Origin of the sequence: Lactobacillus sp. ESL0684 (assembly GCF_029392675.1) — a bacterium.
Taxonomy (GTDB): Bacteria; Bacillota; Bacilli; order Lactobacillales; family Lactobacillaceae; genus Lactobacillus.
Genome location: NZ_CP113941.1, coordinates 1,828,941 through 1,848,616, shown reverse-complemented (window position 1 = coordinate 1,848,616; position 19,676 = coordinate 1,828,941). Strand labels below are relative to the sequence as shown.

Genomic DNA, 19,676 nt, shown 5'->3' with positions numbered 1-19,676 from the left:
GGTTTTTTATTATGGATATTAAAAAAGAAGTTTTAGCGATTTTACAAGATTTAACTGGTGAAGATTTGTCAGATAAAATGGATGAGAATATTTTTGATGATGGCTTAATGGATTCAATGGCTAGCGTGCAAATGCTGCTTAACTTGCAGGAAAAGTTTGCAATTGATGTACCAGTTTCCGAGTTTGATCGCAGTGAATGGGATACTCCGAATAAGATCGTGGCAAAGGTGGAAGAATTAGCAAATGAGTAACAAACGCCGACTGTGGCAGATTTTTGGCCCAGTTATTTGCGCTGTTATTTTGTTGTTGGTAATTTTTTTGTTGCCTTGGGAGCGAACTTTTTCCAAAGAGTCAATCTATCAAGCCGCTAATTCACAAACTACAACGGTTTTCAAGGGCTCACGAATGAAGCAAAATGCTTATGATGATGGGTATGTTCCGTTTTATGGCTCTAGTGAATTATCGCGGATGGATCCGCTACATCCAAGTGTTTTAGCAGAAAAGTACCATCGCGATTATCAGCCATTTTTATTGGGTGGACCAGGTAGTCAATCTTTAGCACAATTTTTGGGGATGCAAGGTACGACTAAGCAAATGCGCAACAAAAAGGCGGTTGTGATTATCTCTCCACAATGGTTCACTAAAAAGGGTCAAGATCCTAACGCATTTACGTTGTATTATTCGCCGTTGCAGGCTTGCAACTTCTTGTTAGGCATTAAAAGTCTTAATAAGGCTAATCAATACGCAGCCAAGCGATTTTTACAAATGCCGGAAATTAAAGGTGAAGTTAAGGCAGCAATGAAACGAATTGCTCACGGTCAGCAAATTTCTGCAACACAGCGTTTTGCTTTAGAGGGACAACGACGGATGCTGGATAATGAAGATAAGTTCTTTAGTTCATTTCAATTGCGTGATCGTAAGCCTAAAATTGAAAAGCAGGCAAAGTTATTACCCGGGAAATATTCCCTAGCAAAACTTGATGAAGTTGCAGACGAGCAAGCTGCTAGTCATACTAACTCAAATTCATTTGGTATAAATAATAGCTTTTACAAATTACGGTTAAATAAGCGTAATTTGCGTAAGTTAAAGGGTAGTCAACAGCACTTTAACTATACTAAATCGGTTGAGTATAGTGACTTTGAGCTGATGTTGCATCAATTTGCCAAACAGCATACCAATGTTTTATTTGTTATCCCACCGATCAATCAAAAGTGGGCTAGCTATACTGGGCTATCTCAGACTATGTATCAAAAGTCGGTCTCTAAAATTAAGTATCAACTTGAGAGTCAAGGCTTTGAAAATATTGCAGATTTGTCCAATCGTGGTGGTGAAAAGTATTTTATGGAAGATACGATTCATCTTGGTTGGCGTGGCTGGGTAGCTGTTGATGAGGCGGTTAAGCCATTTATGGCGAAGGATAATATCCGTTATAACTACAATCTGCACAATTATTTTTATTCCAAAAAATGGCAAAAAAAGCCTTCTGTTGTTAGTTTGAACAATTCCAGTCCACAGACGGAAAGTCAAAAAGAAAATTTAAAAGAGAATTAGTGCGCCAGCAAATTGCAGTTCTGGGGATTAAGGGTTCAGTTTTAGTTCTTAGGAACGGTAAGACTTTGCTCAATTATGCTACAGAAAATACCACTGACACTAGTTATTTAATTAATTCAGTTCAAAAGTCGATGACTGCAGCAATGGTAATGCACGAAGTACAAGCGGGCAAATTAAGCTTGCATGATCGACTAGATAAGTTTTTGCCGGATGTTCCGGGTGCTAAAAAGGTAACAATTAAACATCTATTGACGATGACAGCAGGCCTTGAACTCGAACCAGGAGCGAAACTTGGCTCTGAGTACTTTATTTCTGATGAAGATAATTTGCAACGTGATATTGCCAAAACTATTTTTAAGCCCCAAATGTTAGGCCAATGGTATTATAGTTCGCTAAATTATGTGTATTTATGTGCGGTTATGAGTAAAGTCACGCACAAGAGCTATGAACAATTATTTAACCAGCTTTATATTAAACCACTAAGATTAAAACAGACCGCGTTTTTGTGGGCTAATCCTGAGCAATTGCAAGCAAGTGGCTTGGCAATGGGAATGCAATATCATCGTGGTCAATATGTTCCAATTAGACGTAAGCAGGCTTTGCGTGATGCCCATAATGAGCTTGGTGCCGGGTCAATTGTCATGTCCAATCATGATATAGTTAAAACATTGCACTATATCTTAGCAGGTAAATTACTGTCAGCCAAAAGTCGCAAGCAGCTATACCACTCTCAACCGCCGTATTATTATGGTGGAGGGTTTTATAACGATGATCAGTTAAAATTAAAGACGGCTAATGGAGCTGGTGCTGGATATTATACTTTTATGCGTAGTACAAATGATGCTAAGACGATGATTATTATTCAATCAAATCGCACGCGTCACGGTCAATTTGATCGATTAAAACCTGAAATTGATGCTTTAATGTGGCAGCTGCTTGATGTAAAGCCCAGTAATGAAAATATAACAGGTTAGACTTGTCTTTTATGCTATAGCATGCTAAAATTTTGTTGTGCCGCCACGAGAAAGTATTCATTTTCTCCGGTAGCGAAAATGCTAACTTCTATATGTGGTCAGTAGTGGCGGTTTTACACTGTGTGAGCTTAGTTCCGATGTTGGTGGAACTAGGCTTTTTTAGTGTCTTTTTATTGCACAGTAAGAGTATAATGTGGTTAATTAAGTAGCAGGGAGGAATAGTAATGACTAGAGCAGAATTAAAAGAGAATGCTAAGGCCAAGCTTCATGGTAATTGGGGTTGGGCTGCAACGATTGGTTTAATCATGATAATTATTTATATTATTTTTGGATTAATCACCTTTTCGACTACCAGCGATAGTTTCGATTTAGCTAGCTATAATAAACAATTAGCAGGTAACTTTTCTTCATCGAATTTTTGGGCTGGGCGAGCCAATAATTTTGGTAGTAATTTTATCATAGGATTTTTAATGTTAAGTGCTGCAATTGTCTTTTTGCACTTTTTAGAAGGACGCAAAGATCATGCAATTGGTGGCGCGTTTTCCGTTTTCACAGATGGGCGATTTGTTCCTGAATTCTTAAATTACTTGCTCAGCTATATCTTCCAGTGGTTATGGACGTTGTTGTTAGTTATTCCTGGTCTAGTTAAATCTTATTCTTATGCTATGACACCTTATATTGTTAATGATCTGGTTGCTAGTGGACAAGAAGTTGGGCCAACTACGGGGATTAGCGCCAGCCGTGAACTAATGGACGGCCATAAATGGGAGTTGTTTGTGTTAGATCTCAGTTTCATTGGTTGGGACATTTTAGCGGTCTTAACGCTAGGAATAGGCTTTATTTGGTTGATACCTTATGAGCAAACCACTAAGGCAAACTTCTATCGCAATATAGCAGGGGATAAGTTTAGAACAATCCAATAAGAATCAATTATAAATAAAAAAAGAGCAGAAGAACCTGCTCTTTTTTAGTTTAATTAATCTAACTCAAAATCGATTCAAATGATCAAGAGTACTCTGGAATAGTTGCTCAGTATACTTAGAATCTCCACTGTCAGTATCTTGGAGTGCCTCTTTAATCTGACTTGAATTTAAATGCTCAACGAGGAAAGCTTCAAGAGCTTGATTGGTTACTTTGTCTAGATCAAGACCGGAAACTTGCAGATATTTTTGGGTTAGTTTTTCAACTTTTTCGTTTAAGGTGATTTTTTTCTTACTCATCATTAATTCCTCTCTACAAACAGTTTTATTATAGCATTTTTGCAATAAAATAAGCGCTTAATTTTATTTATTGCCACTTTTCCTTATCCAAAGCCATTTGCCAGAATTGTAATTCGTAGTAACTGCTGCGTAGAAAGGCCCGTTGCATTTTTTGTTGTTCTGATAGTGTAGCATTAGTGGCTAATTGCTCAGTTAATGTTAGAATTTGCTTAACATTTACGGCATACCAATCACTATCATAAGTGTCAATCCAAGCTTGGTAGTATGATACCGGTGAACCAGAATTTGCCATAGCTTGACCTAGTTCTTGGTAAAGCCAGTAACAAGGAACAATCGCAGCTACTGCTGAATTAACGCCGTCGCGCTGCAGGGTTGTCTGCAAGTGGTTTACATAATTATAAGCAGTCGGAGCAATCTCTGTTTGTGCAATTTCTGCAGAAGTGATTTTTAATTGCTGGAAAAACTGCTCGCGGATACTTATTTCACTATCTCGCAAACTTTGGGCTCCATCAAGCAAAAATTTTTGCGTTTGCACAGTGTCTGCTTGTTGCGCGACTAATTCATGAAACTTACTGAACTCCTCTAGATAATAGCGATCTTGTAATAGATAAAAACGAAACTTTTTAAGTGGCAATGTACCATCTTCTAGTTGTTTAATAAAAGGGTGGTGCATGCTTTGTTGCCAAAGATTGCTAGCAGCTTGGTGCAATTGCTCAGTAAATTTTTTCAAAATAATAACCTCTAAATTAAATACTTAACGTCTAAAATGTAACTAATTATATTATCCCACTTGAAGCATATGTAGAGCAATTCGCTAGATTGACCTGTAGTAAACAATAGTAGTAAGATGCTACTAAAATATAGTATAAAATAGGATTTTGATAATGATAAATTTTGTAACTAAATTAATACTTTGGACTAAGGAACGCTCGTTTTTTCGCAGTGTACAAGCAACGTTAGTGATGCTAATGCCAATTACTGTAATTGGCTCATACTTTGACTTAATGAATAAATTGGTTTTTTCACCTAATGGCTTAATCTATAATATTTTCAATTTAGATAAAATTATGTCAGATCATATTTGGTATGGTGGTTCGTTTGTATGTCGCGGGATGGTAAGTATAACCTTTGGTGCATTTGGTGCTTATGCAGCTTTTTTTATGGCACGCTATACTGCCAGGATTTATCACAAAGATTCAACGATGGCTGGCCTATCAGCTGTTTTAGTCTTACTATTTTGTTCGTATGCATCAAGCAGTGTCAACCAGCGGCTTGGTACAACTAACCTTTTGCAAGTAAATGGCATTTTTATAGCATTGATGGTTGGTTATGGAGTGGGGCAAATCTTTCATTGGCTAGGGGCACGGTATCAGTTAGTTGCAAATGAAACAGCTGGTTGGATTCGGCGACGTGCTGAAAATAGTGCCCTACCATTGCTAGTCTCGTTAATTTTTGGAATTATGCTTGGAATTATCATTTACGAATTACAATTAAAGGTTTCAAATTCGGGTAGTTTTCGCGGAATAGTGTTGCGGCTACAGACAACTGATAATTTAGGAGATGTATTACTGTTGTCAATTTTAGTTACAGCTTTAGCTTGGTTAGGAATTGGTTATCCGTTAGAATCTCTTTCGGGTGCAATCAGCAATAATTATACTACGGCAAATTTGACGTATGCATTGCAACACGGTAATTCATGGCAAGTTCCTTACAAGTTTTTGGGAAGTTCTTTGATTAATAGCTATGGCATTATGGGAGGTGCAAGTGTGGTCTTAGCTGTGATTGTCTTGATATTATTACGTCATAGAAATTCAAATATCGAAGCGTTGGCGCTAGTTAATTTATTGCCGGCAGCGTTTGGCTCAACTGTGGGGTTTACATTAGGGTTGCCAATCATTTTAAATCCATTATTTTTGTTGCCAATGGTTACTTTACCTCTAATTAATATGGTTTTGGCAGCTAGCGCAATTAGTTTGAACTTGATACCAGCCAGTGTATATCCTATTTTAACTGGAACACCTGGAATTTTGATTCCGTTTTTTGGAACTAACGGCAATTGGTCAGCACTAGTTTTTGCACTTATGCTATTTTTACTTGATTTGCTGTTATTGTGGCCCCTAATTAAAGTCAGTGAACGGATTGATCAGCAAGCCAAACTACGCCGGGAGGCAACGATTGATGTTCAAAAATAAAAATTTAAAGTGGCTTTTATTATTGTTGACCATTCTGATTTTGTTAGAAATACCTGGCTATGCCTGGATGAAACAAGCCAATAATACGAGGGCTCAGCGGAGCAAATCGCTATTATCACCAGTAATCATGGTACCTGGGTCAAGTGCTACAACGGAACGCTTTAACGAGTTAATTGACCAACTTAATCAGACGACCGCCAAAAAGCATAGCGTCTTAAAAATTACTGTTTCACGTGAAGCAAAATTAACTTATCGCGGCTCAATTAATAAAAACGATCAGGAACCATTCATCATTATTGGTTTTGATAATAATAAAGATGGCTATGCCAATATTAAAAAGCAATCGCAATGGCTAGATGTTGCTTTTAAGTCGCTAATGGAAAATTATAAATTTAATAATTTTAAGGTATTTGGTCATTCAAATGGTGGGTTAATTTGGACATATTGGTTGGAACACTATTATCAGCAATATGCCAGTGAAACTAAGATGAAGTGCTTGATGACTTTAGGTACGCCATATAATTTTACTGAAAATAACCCTAATAATCATACGCAGATGTTGGCTGATTTTATTAAAAAGCGGAATAAGTTACCACATAATCTAAAAGTTTATTCACTTTATGGTGGTAAAAATTATGAATCAGATGGGATTGTTCCAGAGACTAGTGTGGCTGCTGGTAAGTTTATTTTTCAAAATCAAGTTAAAGCCTATACTGCAGTAATGGTTACTGGTGAAAAAGCTGATCACTCAGAACTACCGCAAAATAAACAAATAATTCAAGTAATTCAGCAATATCTTTTAGAAAATGATAAGCCGCCTAAAGATAACAAGGAAAAGGATGATTAATGATGAACTATGCCGAGCAACCCACCGAGATTGAAGTAATTGGCGGTCGGGTTAATAATCTGAAAAATATCAAAGTTAATATTCCGTTACATAGATTCGTTGCAATTTCGGGACCTAGTGGTTCGGGAAAATCGAGTTTAGCGTTAGGAATTTTATATGCAGAAGGCTCAAGGCGTTATCTTGATTCACTGGCAACCTACACTAGGAGGCGAATTGGTCAGGCAGGACGGGCGCAGGTTGATGAGGTGCGCCATATTCCCTCGGCTTTGGCATTGAAACAGCGACCAACTGTTCCTGGGGTGCGTTCAACTGTTGGAACAGTAACTGAAATTTTTAATGTTTTGCGGTTGATTTTTTCTAGACTTGGTTCACCAGTTTGTCCTAATGGGCACCGAATACCGCCGACAATTAAAATTGCACAAGCGATGGACTTAAGTGGCGAAGCAATGGGGAAAATTACTTGCCCAACTTGCGGAGTTGAATTTATGGCTTTTAGCGCAGAAGACTTTGCCTTTAATTCGACAGGTGCTTGTCAAAAATGTCAGGGACTAGGTACTGTTGAGCAAATTGATGACCGCAAAATTATTGCGGATGAAAATTTGTCATTAGAAAACGGGGCGGTTGCAACTTGGCAAATTCCTGGACGAAATTGGATGTGGCGGATTGCGCGTGAATTAGGCGTGCGGACTGATATTCCATATCGTGAATTAAGTGATCAAGAAAAAGAATTGGTTTTGCATGGTGATGAACGTAAGGTGCCGGTAGATATACCAACTAAGACGGGCCGAGTTTATCACTTAGATGCCCTGTATGAGAATGCCTATAATGCGGTGATTAATTCCCGTAAAACTACTAAGACAGAGCGCGGTTTGGCTCGAATTAATAATTTTTATCATTTTAGTACCTGCCCGCGTTGTCAGGGTAAACGAATCGATCCAAGTCGTTGGCAGCAGCTAGTTGCAGGCAAAAATATCGTTGAAGCAGAGCAATTAACGTTAGGAGAATTGCCAGATTACGTGGCAGCCATTTTGGACTGGCTTCCAGCAGATATGCAGCAGTTAGCCCAAAATTTGACGAAAGAATTGCTGCACTTGGTTAAGCCGCTAATTAAACTCGGATTGGATTATTTGGAGATTGCCCGTAAAGCCAGTAGTTTATCAACTGGTGAGTTACAGCGGATCCAGTTAGGACGAACTCTGCGAACGCAGACAACTGGTGTACTTTACGTTTTGGATGAGCCATCAGTTGGTCTGCATCCAGATAATGTAGCTGGCTTGATTGACGTTTTTCATCAGCTGGTTGATCAAGGTAATTCTTTGGTGGTTGTCGATCATGAAACTGCAATTATTGATGCCGCAGATTGGGTAATTGAAATTGGACCGGGATCTGGTGCAAATGGTGGGCAAGTAGTTAGCCAAGGGGCACCTAAGCAATTGCGTCAGAATAGTAAGTCGCTAATTGGACCATATTTAACTGGTTCCGCTCCGTTAATGGTGAGACCGCAAAGTGAGCCAGAAGAGTTGTTTAATGCGGGACAAATGACATTGACAGTTGCTAACCACTTTAATTTGGACCATGTTCATGTTCAAATTCCCATAGGTCGGCTGACAGCCGTCAGTGGTTTTTCTGGTGCAGGTAAAACTACGCTGATACTTGATTCTTTGTTACCAGCATTAAAAGCCCAAGAACAGCGTCAGAATGGCCCTGAGTGGGTAACTGATTTGAATTCTGGTGGAATTAAAAAGGTAATTAGCGTTGACTCTAGTCCGGTTGGCAAAAATCAACGCTCAACTGTGGCAACTTATACGGATATTATGACTAATTTGCGAAAGTTATTTGCTAAACAGCCGTTGGCACGTAAATTGGGATATAGTTCAACCAATTTTTCTTATAATAATAAGGCAGGTGCTTGTCCGGTTTGCGGGGGTACAGGTGAGACAACGCTGGATATTCAATATTTGCCTGATATGGTTGAAACCTGTTCTGCTTGTGGCGGACGACGTTATAATCAAGCCGTTTTGCAAGTGAAGTGGCATAACTTGAGTATTGCAGATGTTTTAGCTTATTCAGTTGATGAGCTACTGCAGTTAGGCTTATTTAAGGATGAACCAGCAATTCAAAAAACAATTATTACGCTGCATGATATGGGATTAGGGTATCTGCACTTGGGTGAAGCTACACCAGCACTATCGGGCGGAGAAGCACAAAGATTAAAGCTAACTAGCCATTTACATCATGAGCAAAAGAACTGTCTATTCATCTTTGATGAACCAACTGTTGGCTTACATCCTAGCGATGTCCGAGTATTGTTAGCAGTCTTTCAAAAGTTGCTAGATCAGCATGCTACCATTATTACAATTACTCATGACTTGGATATGATTGCTAATAGTGATTATATGATTGACTTGGGACCGCGTGGTGGTACTAATGGCGGTAAAATTGTTGCCAGTGGGATGCCACGAGCAGTTGCTGAGGGTCAGGAAAGTTTGACTGCTAAATATTTAAATAAGCACTTTAAATTATATGCTGATAACTTAAATAATACTAAAATCAAATAGCTGTATTGCATTGAGCAAAATAGTTTGTTCTCATTAAGCAACCTATTATACTGAGAAATAGAGGTATAGCAATCACTAAGAAAGCTATACGTTATGATATTTAACAACTATAAATAAGGGGTGTTTTTAGATGGCATATTTTGACAGCGACTTTGACAATTTATTTAACGAATTAAACAATTCTTTCTTTAACAGTAATTCTGGGCAGAGCAATAATTCGGCTCCTAGGCATTACGCTAACATGAATCCGGACTTCCAAAATGCTTCAGAAGATGGACAAGCTGATGGTCAACAACCAGAGAAGCCGATTGGTGTTGATTTAGTTGAGCAAGCAAAGAAAAATAAATATGACCCAGTGATTGGTCGTGATGAGCAGATTCAAGCAACTATTGAAATCCTTAGTAGACGCAAAAAGAATAATCCAGTTTTAGTAGGACCTGCTGGTGTTGGTAAAACTTCAATTGTTGAAGGTTTAGCTGAAAAGATTGCTAGTGGCAATGTCCCAGATAAAATGAAAAATAAGCATATTATTGCGATAAATATTAATGATATGGTGGCTGGATCAAGCTTGCGTGGTAGCTTTGAGGAACGGCTTAAAAAAGTGATAGATCAGGCTAAAGAAGATCCTAATATTATTTTGTTTATTGATGAATTGCATAACATTGTTGGTGCAGGATCAACTGATTCAGAAAATAACAATGGTGATGCAGCTAATATTTTAAAGCCGGCTTTAGCTAGTGGTGACTTGAATTTAATTGGTGCAACAACAACTAGTGAATACCGCAGAATTGAAAATGATGCAGCGTTAGCTCGTCGTTTTCAAGCTGTGCAAGTGCCAGAGCCTTCAGCCGAAGTAACAATCAAAATTTTGGAAGGTTTGAAGCCTAAATATGAAGAATTTCATCATGTGAAGTATGATGATAGTGCTTTGCGGCTAGCAGTTGAATTGTCACAGCGGTATCTTCAAGGGCGCTATTTACCTGATAAAGCAATCGACATCATGGATGAAGCGGGTGCTAAGAAAGGTTTAGATACAGTTCCTAAAGACAAGGCTAGTTTGCAAAAACAAATTCACCACCTTGAAACTGAAAAGTCGGCAGCTGCTAAAAAAGAAGACTATGCCAAAGCTAGCGAGCTTAAAAAACAAATTTCCGAATTGCATGAGCAAATTAAGCAGGTAGAAGATGAAGTAACACCGCGGGTTACTGATGAAGATATCTATGCCTTGATTGAAGCTAGAACTAAGATTCCGATGAGTGAACTGCATGCTGATGAAGGTCAACAAAATATTAATTTAGCTAAAAAATTAAAGCAGGCTGTCATTGACCAAGATAATGCCGTGGATATCATTACTGATGCGATCGCTCGTAAGCAAATCTTTAAAGATAGTAATCGACCAACTGGGTCATTCTTATTAACGGGTCCAACGGGCGTTGGTAAAACCGAATTGGCTAAACAATTAGCCATTCAATTATTTGGTGGTGAGAATCATTTGATCCGTTTAGATATGTCTGAGTACCAAGATCAAATGGCAGTTAATAAGTTAATCGGGTCAGCTCCTGGATATGTTGGCTATGGTGAAGGTGGCCAACTGACTGAAAAGGTCCGTCACGATCCATATAGTTTGATTTTATTTGATGAAATTGAAAAGGCTAACCCACAAGTCTTCAATGCTTTGCTGCAGATAATGGATGATGGGCGGCTAACTGACGCACAGGGCAGAACAGTCTCCTTTACAGATACGATTTTAATTATGACGTCGAATGCTGGATATTCTGACAAACTGCTCGAAGATGGCAAAGTTGATCATGACAAGCTGATTAAAGCCTTAGAGGCTTACTTTAGACCTGAATTTTTGAATCGATTAGATGCCATTGTGCCGTTTAATTCGCTTAATGAACAAGATATGACTAAGATTATTGATATTTATATTGAGCACGTTAAAACTGTTTTGGCTAAGAGAAATGTCAAAGTTGGAGTTTCACGTGAAACTAAGTCATATTTAGCCAAAAAAGGCTATGATAAAGAATTTGGTGCACGTCCACTGCGTCGGGTAGTTGAGCAAGATCTAGAAACACCGATTGCAAAATTACTTATGCAAAAGCCAGATACTAAGGAAGCTAAATTTACTGCTGATAAAGAACATATTTATCTAAATGGCGAGCCGATTTTAACGATTAGTGAATCTAAGAAGTAAAAACTAAATATATAGAAAAAGACACGATGTTACTCGTGTCTTTTTCTATATATTTATTAAAAAGCTGACATAATATGTATTAGATGAGAGCAAGGTTTGCGTACAAGCATTGAGCAATTTGTAAAGTTTCTATTGAAGCCTTTGATGTTAGAGTCAAGGGCTTTTTATTTTGCATAAACAAGAGTTTTTGGCTCAATTTAATGACTTTGGCTCTGGATAAATTATCATTATATAGATCAGTTATCTTTAGATTTTATTTGGTAAAACCAACATTATACCAACCAGTCCAAGAAGGTTTTTTAGAATAACCACTAATTTTATCGTTAACTGCAGTAATTTTATACTGGTCATCAACTGGTAATACATATGCCTGATCTAACATATATCGTTGCCATTCGTGAAACTTCTTTACCCGATAGCTATGATCAAATGACTTTTCAGAATCAATTTCTGCTAATAGTCTATTGTTTTTAGCTGTTACGAATCTGCCATAATTATAAGGCGCTTTTTCATTATAGTAATCGTTGGGTGATGGTTCGGTTGATAGAGCCCAACCAGCTAGAAACATATCGATTTTAGGATCATCATGCTGCACTTTATCATAAAAAGAATTAAATTCAGTCAACCGACCATTTAGTAATTTTACATTGAGACCAATTTTATGCCATTGTTGCAAATAATTTTGTACGATAGGCTCCTGAGTTGTATCACCACTCATTGCCGCAAAAGTAATTGTCAAAGGCTTTCCATTGGGTTGGGTACGCCATTTGCCCTTCTTTTTGTAGCCAGCCTGATCTAATAGCTTGTTAGCCTTTTTAAGGTTGTAGTTATACTTACGGGCATTTTTATCGAAATAATCACCGAATTGGGATAGAACTAAGGTTGGAACGTAGAAGGTAAGTCCATTAGTATAGCGTTTGTTTACGGCATCGATATTCATTGCATAACCGATTGCCTGTCGCAGAGACTTATTATTCATCTTGGCGTTAGGATTCATTACGTTTTTGTTGGCGTGGCTGTCCCATTTACCAACTTTGAAAGATAAATAATGATATTGTAAAGCTAAATTAGCAACAAAAGTTACGTTTTTAGTATTTTTAACATTAGTCCATTGGGTGTTAATCACGTCTGCTACGTCAAATTTGTGATTTTTAATTGCCTGTGAAACTGAATTGGGCGCAACAGTTGAAATTACAATTTTAGCTAGTTTAGGCTTTCCTCGCCAGTAATATTTATTTGGAGTCCAAGTGATGGATTGCCCACGGACGACTTTTTCAACTTGAAATGGTCCAAAGAATAATGGCTTTTTACGAATCTGGTCACAAGATTCTAGTTTATTAAATGGAACATTCTTTAAATAATGGTATGGTTCGGCATTTTCCCAGAAATAACCGTTACCTGATTGGGACATTCCTGGCTTCATCTTCTTAAAGTGAATGACTACGGTTTTGCCATTAGGGCCATCAGGCATTTTAATTCCAGAAATGGTTGGGGATTGGCCATTGTGATATTCTGAAATTCCTTGAATATTGGCGATGCTTCCGGTGTAACGCTGACTTTTAGTTTGTTTATTAGCAATGATTTCATATGGATATTCAACATCTTTGGCTACAACTTCTTTACCATCTGACCACTTGATACCTGGCTTAACTTTAATTGTTATAGTTTTTTGCTTAACATTAGTTTTTAAAATAGCAGCACCGCGATCGGTAATTTGGTAATTATCGTCAGTTGCAAATAATGCTTCTTGACCGAACGCAACTACGTCTCTGTCGATTTGTGCAGTAGAAAGCGTATTAGTAAAAATACCGGTAAATGGGGTGTCAGTTTCGGCCGCAATTTTTAGAGTTCCCCCTTGGTGAACTTTCTTTTTGGGCATGGCACTAGGAAACGTTTTGGCCGTTTTAACTGCTTGGTCACTATTATTTTTAGTATTACCACATGCAGTTAATAACATAACTGCTAAGGTAAGCACTAGTGAATGACTCAATTTTAGTTTATTCATATTCATCAACTCCTATCAACTAAAAATATTTGAATTCTCATCATTATATATAGATAATTATTAAAAATCAAATATAATTTTAAGTTATTTTGGCAGCTTTATTATGAGTTAAAGAGTCAGCTTGACTTTACTTATTTGTAGGCAATGATATAATTATAAAAATATTAAAAAGGAGACAAGGATTATGGGACACGAGATAACTAATCAAGAAATAGCAGAATTTTCAGCTGATTTTAATAGCGATCCAAAAAATCAGGTAATTGCACGTGCCACGGGTCGTAGTGGAATTTATGCGGCTGCATATAATGATCGCGCAAAAGTTGAACTAGATCGGGTTTTTTCAGTAGAGTTGCCAACGCAGAATGTTACGGCTCAGCAGCAATCAGGACGCTGTTGGGAGTTTGCGGCTTTGAATGTATTGCGACATATTTTTGGCAAACAATATCATGTTAAGAATTTTACTTTTTCACAAGCCTATAATTTTTTCTGGGATAAGATTGAACGTGCCAATATTTTTTATAATCACATTATTGAGTCTGCGGATCAGTCTTTAGAAACACCAGAAGTAAGAAAGTATCTGGCTAGTGCAGGTCAAGATGGTGGTCATTTTCAATTGGCTGTTTCATTAATTGAAAAGTATGGTGTTGTGCCAACGTCAGTAATGCCTGAGAATTTCAATACCAATCATACTGATGCCTTGAAGCTTGTTTTAGGTAAAAAATTGAAAAAAGATGCATTAGTTTTACGGCAATTAAAGCAGGCAGGTGAGGATGAGAAATTAGTCCGAACTCAAAAGCAATTCTTGAATGAAGTGTATCGCATGACAGCAATGGCTGTGGGTGAACCACCACGAAAATTTGACTTTGAATATCGTGATGACAATGGAAGCTACCATCTTGATCGTGATCTAACACCTACCAGCTTTTTTCATAAATATTTAGCAGAAGTGAATTTTTCTGATTATGTGGTATTAACTAACTCGCCTAATCATGAATATAATAAATTGTATGGTATACCAGCTGATAACAATGTGGCTGGTGGTGGAGAAATCAGGTTGTTGAATGTGCCAATGGAATATTTGGCTTCTGCGACGGTTAAGCAGCTAAAAGATGGGGAAGCAGTCTGGTTTGGTAATGATGTTTTACAACAGATGCATCGCCAAGAAGGGTTGCTTGACTCAGAGCTTTATCAATTTAGTGACTTATTTGATGTTGATTTAAAGATGTCTAAGGCAGATCGTTTACGTACTGGTGAAGCTAACTTTTCACATGCAATGACTTTTGTTGGGGTAGATGAGGACCACGGTAAGATTCGCCGCTGGAAAGTTGAGAATTCTTGGGGTGATCAAGTCGGAGATCAGGGCTTTTTTGTAATGAACAATGATTGGTTCAATGATTATGTTTATGAAGTGGCAGTTCATAAACGGTATCTGACTAAGCAGCAACAAGAGCTAGCAGCAGGACCAATTACTGAAAACCTACCTGTTTGGGATCCATTAGGTTAGATCAAAATTGTAAACTACCGCATTTTTTAACTCCTATGTAAGTTAGGAAAAGGTATTGACAATAAGGTAATTATGGTTTAAATTAATTAGCAATTAAATAATTATGAAATTAATTAGAGTGATTTGTTGAATGGCTCTAACTGGATTTTATAGATAGTAATAACTTATTGTGGGGTGCATCTAATGAAACAAAAAGTAGCAGATCTTGATTGGAATGATTTAGGTTTTAAATATCGTGATTTACCGTATCGATTTGAGGCTAAATATAAAGATGGTCAATGGCAAGAAGGTAAGTTGACACAAGAGTCAACCGTAACTTTGTCTGAGGGTGCTGAAGTCTTGCACTATGGCCAAGAGATTTTTGAAGGGTTAAAGGCCTACCGACGTAAAGATGGCAAGATTAATCTCTTTCGTCCTGATCAGAATGCGCATCGTTTTGCTTTGTCAGCTGAGCGTTTGGCAATGCCTGCATATCCAGAAGATAAGTTTGTAGAAGCTGTTAAAGAAGTTGTTAAGGCTAACGAAGAGTTTGTACCACCTTATGAAAGTGGTGCGACTTTGTATATTCGACCTTATATGATTGGTACTTCAAAGGTTTTAGGTGTTGAAGCTGCAAGTGAATATACTATGCGCATGTTTGCTACACCAGTAGGTGCATATATTAAAGGATTAAATCCTGCTGCCTATGTTGTTAGTGAATACGATCGGGCCGCATATGCTGGTACTGGTCAAGCTAAGACTTCAGGTAATTATGCCAGCAGTCTGCTGCCGACAGTTGAAGGACATGAGGCAGGTTTTGCAGATTGTTTATATCTTGATCCGCGTGAACATAAGTATGTCGATGAATTTGGCGGGGCCAATTTCTTTGGTATTACTCAAGATGGTCAATTTGTAACCCCAAAATCTAAATCAATTTTGGTTTCAATTACTAAACGCTCCTTGTTAGAAGTTGCTAAGCGTCAGGGCTTGAATCCAGTTGAGCGACAAATTACTCTGGAAGAAGCTTTCAAGATGAAAGAAGCTGGTGCGATGGGGACAGCCGCAGTAATTTCACCAGTTGGCTCTATCACTTACGAAGGCAAGAAGCACGTTATTCATAGTGAAACCGAAACTGGCCCGGTAACTACTAAGCTGTACAATGAGTTGATTGGCATTCAATATGGTGATAAGACTGGTCCAGAAGGTTGGGTTCAAACAGTTGAATAATTGTTAAATCTAATTAAAAGAAACTAATTTCGAATTAAATTCGGAACTAGTTTCTTTTTTATTTAGCTGATTGCGCTTGCAAATTAATATGCATGAGGGCTACAATCATAAGCAGCAATTTGATTAATTTATTTTTAGTTAGCTTTGGAAGGAATAGCAAAAGATGGAACCAATATTTTTAACCCCGTATTTTCGCCCAAAAATTTGGGGTGGACGTAAATTACAAACGATTTTTAATTATGATATCCCAGAAGGTAAAGTTGGCGAGGCCTGGATTATTTCCGGCTACAAAGATGATGCTTCAACTGTTTCAACAGGAGAATTTCAAGGTAAAACATTAAGACAGCTATATCATGAGCAACCAGCACTTTTTGGTAATCCACAAGCAAAAGAATTTCCTTTGTTAGTCAAGTTTTTGGATGCCAATGATAGTTTGTCAGTGCAAGTGCATCCAGATGATGATTATGCTGCTAGAGTGGAGCATGATCAGGGTAAAACGGAAAGTTGGTACGTCTTACAAGCTGATCCAGATTCATATTTGATCTATGGTCATACTGCCAAGACTAAACAGGAGCTTGCAGATATGATTGAGCGCGATGAATGGGATCAATTATTGCGCAAAGTACCAGTGAAAGCTGGCGACTTTTTCTATGTGCCAGCAGGAACAATTCATGCGTTGACTAAAGGAATAATGGTGATTGAGACCCAGCAATCTAGCGATGTTACTTATCGCTTGTACGACTATGACCGTGTTGATGAAAAAACAGGACAAAAACGGGAACTGCATACGCAAAAGTCACTTGATGTTACAACTGTACCTCATCAAGATCCGCAAATTACAGTTAAAACGACTATGGATCAGGCCGCTAAGATTAAGATCTTGGTTGAGCCACCAATGTCGCCGCATTTTTACTTATGGCAAGTTGACCTGGCTGGTGAATGGCAAACTAGCCTAGGTGAGCATCCGTATTTATTGGTTTCGGTAATTGCGGGTACAGGTAAGTTGATCACGCAGGATGAAGAATATGATTTAACGATTGGGACGAATTTGATTATTCCTAATCAGTTAAAAGATTTCACTTTTACGGGTGACTTGCGACTAGTTATGTCTGCGCCAAATGATTAAAAAATTGTATTTAAAAAGCTGTCTGTTATCAGGCAGCTTTTTTATGTGTTATAGATTAGGGTGACCAGCTTCAAAAATAGTATATTTTCCTTTATCAAATCTTTGTCTAGTTCTTGAAAATTCAAAGGCTACACCATCGTCTAAATAGACTATTTGTTGAACTTGCAGAATTGGATCAACAGGTAGGCAATTTAAATATTGCTGATCGAGCTGATCCGGCTTGTCCGCGCTAATTGTCCGATAGGCTGATCCGATAGTTAGATTAAGGTTATTTTGAATATAGTTATAAATACTATCGAGCAGGACTTCTTGATTAATACCGGGAATTACTTGCGTGGGCATTGTAGTGTATTCCAACGCATAGGAAATATCATCAACTAGTCGCAAACGGACAATATTATAAACGGCTTGATCATACGTGACTTTTAGTGCGTTTTGGGCTTCTTTAGTAGGATTACTAATATTAAAAGTAATAATCTTACTTTTAACATGATGACTTTTTCCAAAAAGATGAGTTGCTCCAAAATATTGATTACCGGGAATTTTCATGTCTGTTAAGAAGTTAATATTTTTTTTAACATAAATGCCTGAGCCTTGAACTCGGTAGATTAAGCCTTCGTTGTCTAAGACATCGAGGGCTTTTTGAATGGTCATTCTACTAGTATTAAACTCTTTAGCTAAAGTTTTTTGTTGCGGCAAACTAGTACCAGCTTTATATTGGCCACTATTAATTCTTTGCTTTAAGGTTGTGGCGATATCGATATATTTTGTCATAGTTAAATCTCCTAAGATTAATACACATTATACGAAAAATCCCGTTAAAGTGCTATTCACAAAATTTGTAAACTCTTTTTATAAATTTGTCTTTACAAATTTAGGGAAGCGTTTTATCATGTTAGATGATGAGGAGGAAAAGTTAGTGAATAAATTAAGTAAAAATTTTTTATGGGGGAATTCGGTTTCTAGTATGCAAACTGAAGGTGCCGCAAATGAAGGTGGTAAAGGTAAATCTGTCTATGATACCTATGAGGCAACAGCTGAAACTTCTGATTGGCAAGTAGCGATTGATGAATACCATCGCTATCCAGAAGATATTGCTTTGATGAAGGATTTAGGAATGAATTGCTATCGCTTTCAAATTTCGTGGAGTCGTGTTCAACCTGATGGCGAAGGTGAATTTAACGAAGAGGGGATCAAGTTTTACTCTGATCTAGTTGATCAGTTGCTAGCAGCTGGCATTCAGCCAATGGTAGCTTTGTATCACTTCGATATGCCGCTTAATTTAGCAAAAAAATATAACGGCTTTGTCAGTAAGCAAGTAGTTGAAGACTTTTATCAATTTGGTAAAAAGATGGTTGACGTTTTAGGTGATCGTGTTAAGTATTGGCTGACCTTTAACGAACAAAATTTGTATGGCAGTCAAGAAGCCTTTAAGTATAGCGGCTACTTAGAAGGTGACGAGACTTTACACGATTTGTATCAAATTAGCCATAATGTGATGGTGGCGCATGCTAAAGTAGCTAATTATATCCATGCTAATAAGCCAGATTTAAAAATTGGTGGTATGGAAGCTTATCGTGAAGTTTATCCAGCAACTTGTAACCCCCAGGATGTTGCAGCTGTTCGTGAATACCAAGAGTTTACTAATAATAATTTGATTAGTTTATTTACACAGGGTAAATATTCACCAGAAGTAGTAGCGTTTATGGAAAGCAATGGCCTAGCAGATATTCTGGATGAAGACGAACTTGCAGAACTTAGCCTGGTAACTAGCGACTTCTTTAGCTTTAGCTACTATTCAACTAGTACGATTGATAGTACTAAGATTCCGATGGGCACGCCTCCTAATTATTATGAAGTCTATGGTGGCAAGCGTAATCCATATTTGGCCGCTAATGAGTGGGGTTGGGCGATTGATCCGACTGGATTTGAAACAGTTTTGGTTAACTTAGCTAATCGGTTAGATATTCCAATTTTTCCAATTGAAAATGGAATTGGAGTACGTGAGCATTGGGATGGTGTTCACCCAATAAACGATACCTACCGGATTGAATATCATCGAAACCATATCCAAGCAGTTAAAAATGCGGTGGCTAAGGGTGCTAACATTCTTGGTTATCTTGGCTGGGGACTAATTGATATTCCAAGTTCTGCGGGTAATATGGAAAAACGCTACGGCGTAGTTTATGTCAACCGCAGTAATCATGATTTAAAGGATTTAAAGCGGGTACCAAAACAAAGTTATTACTGGCTGAAAAAAGTTATCTCATCAAATGGTGAGATTTTATAAGGAGGT

16 protein-coding genes are annotated in these 19,676 nt (G+C 37.7%); 12 read left to right on the top strand and 4 right to left on the bottom strand.

Annotated features, from left to right (window positions below; all coding sequences use genetic code 11):
- Window positions 1-11: 11 nt before the first annotated feature.
- From dltC to OZX56_RS09000, 4 genes are all read left to right on the top strand, one after another.
- On the top strand, window positions 12-251 hold the full coding sequence (gene dltC, locus OZX56_RS09015; RefSeq protein ID WP_277125381.1) for a D-alanine--poly(phosphoribitol) ligase subunit DltC: 240 nt from the start codon (window positions 12-14) through the stop codon (window positions 249-251).
- Complete coding sequence (dltD, locus tag OZX56_RS09010; protein WP_277139671.1) at window positions 244-1,551, top strand: D-alanyl-lipoteichoic acid biosynthesis protein DltD; 1,308 nt, start codon at window positions 244-246, stop codon at window positions 1,549-1,551. The genes dltC and dltD overlap by 8 nt, the downstream gene beginning before the upstream one ends.
- Entirely contained in the window at window positions 1,551-2,525 is a 975-nt protein-coding gene (locus OZX56_RS09005; protein ID WP_277139670.1) for a serine hydrolase domain-containing protein, read from the top strand. Before dltD ends, OZX56_RS09005 begins: the two co-directional genes overlap by 1 nt.
- A 224-nt stretch (window positions 2,526-2,749) precedes the next feature.
- Window positions 2,750-3,448: a DUF975 family protein gene (locus OZX56_RS09000; protein WP_348635960.1), complete on the top strand. Its 699-nt coding sequence runs from the start codon at window positions 2,750-2,752 to the stop codon at window positions 3,446-3,448.
- Window positions 3,449-3,511: 63 nt separating this feature from the next.
- On the opposite strand, the gene OZX56_RS08995 is transcribed toward OZX56_RS09000, so the two are convergent.
- Window positions 3,512-3,748, bottom strand: a complete 237-nt coding sequence (locus OZX56_RS08995) for a hypothetical protein (protein WP_277125389.1) — start codon at window positions 3,746-3,748, stop codon at window positions 3,512-3,514.
- A 64-nt stretch (window positions 3,749-3,812) separates the two neighbouring features.
- Window positions 3,813-4,475: a thiaminase II gene (gene tenA / locus OZX56_RS08990; RefSeq protein WP_277139669.1), complete on the bottom strand. Its 663-nt coding sequence runs from the start codon at window positions 4,473-4,475 to the stop codon at window positions 3,813-3,815.
- A gap of 154 nt (window positions 4,476-4,629) precedes the next feature.
- Here tenA and OZX56_RS08985 point away from each other — a divergent pair, with 154 nt between their 5' ends.
- The 4 genes from OZX56_RS08985 (at window position 4,630) to OZX56_RS08970 (ending at window position 11,539) form a co-directional block, all read left to right on the top strand.
- Window positions 4,630-5,937, top strand: a complete 1,308-nt coding sequence (locus OZX56_RS08985; RefSeq protein WP_277139668.1) for a PTS sugar transporter subunit IIC — start codon at window positions 4,630-4,632, stop codon at window positions 5,935-5,937.
- Entirely contained in the window at window positions 5,924-6,784 is an 861-nt protein-coding gene (locus OZX56_RS08980; protein WP_277139667.1) for an alpha/beta hydrolase, read from the top strand. The genes OZX56_RS08985 and OZX56_RS08980 overlap by 14 nt, the downstream gene beginning before the upstream one ends.
- A gap of 2 nt (window positions 6,785-6,786) precedes the next feature.
- A complete protein-coding gene (locus OZX56_RS08975; protein ID WP_277140375.1) occupies window positions 6,787-9,342 on the top strand; it encodes an ATP-binding cassette domain-containing protein in 2,556 nt (851 codons plus the stop codon).
- Between the two features lie 130 nt (window positions 9,343-9,472).
- Window positions 9,473-11,539, top strand: a complete 2,067-nt coding sequence (locus OZX56_RS08970; protein WP_277139666.1) for an ATP-dependent Clp protease ATP-binding subunit — start codon at window positions 9,473-9,475, stop codon at window positions 11,537-11,539.
- Between the two features lie 253 nt (window positions 11,540-11,792).
- Here OZX56_RS08970 and OZX56_RS08965 read toward each other — a convergent pair whose 3' ends face one another.
- Window positions 11,793-13,544: an oligopeptide ABC transporter substrate-binding protein gene (locus tag OZX56_RS08965; protein WP_277139665.1), complete on the bottom strand. Its 1,752-nt coding sequence runs from the start codon at window positions 13,542-13,544 to the stop codon at window positions 11,793-11,795.
- A gap of 184 nt (window positions 13,545-13,728) precedes the next feature.
- On the opposite strand from OZX56_RS08965, the gene OZX56_RS08960 reads away from it, so the two are divergent.
- The 3 genes from OZX56_RS08960 to manA all read left to right on the top strand — a co-directional run bounded on the left by OZX56_RS08960 (window position 13,729) and on the right by manA (window position 17,380).
- Entirely contained in the window at window positions 13,729-15,048 is a 1,320-nt protein-coding gene (locus OZX56_RS08960; RefSeq protein ID WP_277139664.1) for a C1 family peptidase, read from the top strand.
- Between the two features lie 183 nt (window positions 15,049-15,231).
- A complete protein-coding gene (locus OZX56_RS08955) occupies window positions 15,232-16,254 on the top strand; it encodes a branched-chain amino acid aminotransferase (protein ID WP_277139663.1) in 1,023 nt (340 codons plus the stop codon).
- 163 nt (window positions 16,255-16,417) lie between these two features.
- Window positions 16,418-17,380 (top strand): mannose-6-phosphate isomerase, class I, encoded by a 963-nt coding sequence (manA, locus tag OZX56_RS08950; RefSeq protein ID WP_277139662.1) that lies wholly within the window; start codon window positions 16,418-16,420, stop codon window positions 17,378-17,380.
- A gap of 48 nt (window positions 17,381-17,428) precedes the next feature.
- On the opposite strand, the gene OZX56_RS08945 is transcribed toward manA, so the two are convergent.
- Window positions 17,429-18,154 (bottom strand): GntR family transcriptional regulator, encoded by a 726-nt coding sequence (locus OZX56_RS08945; protein WP_277139661.1) that lies wholly within the window; start codon window positions 18,152-18,154, stop codon window positions 17,429-17,431.
- Window positions 18,155-18,347: 193 nt separating this feature from the next.
- On the opposite strand from OZX56_RS08945, the gene OZX56_RS08940 reads away from it, so the two are divergent.
- Entirely contained in the window at window positions 18,348-19,670 is a 1,323-nt protein-coding gene (locus tag OZX56_RS08940) for a glycoside hydrolase family 1 protein (RefSeq protein ID WP_277140374.1), read from the top strand.
- Window positions 19,671-19,676: the final 6 nt, after the last annotated feature.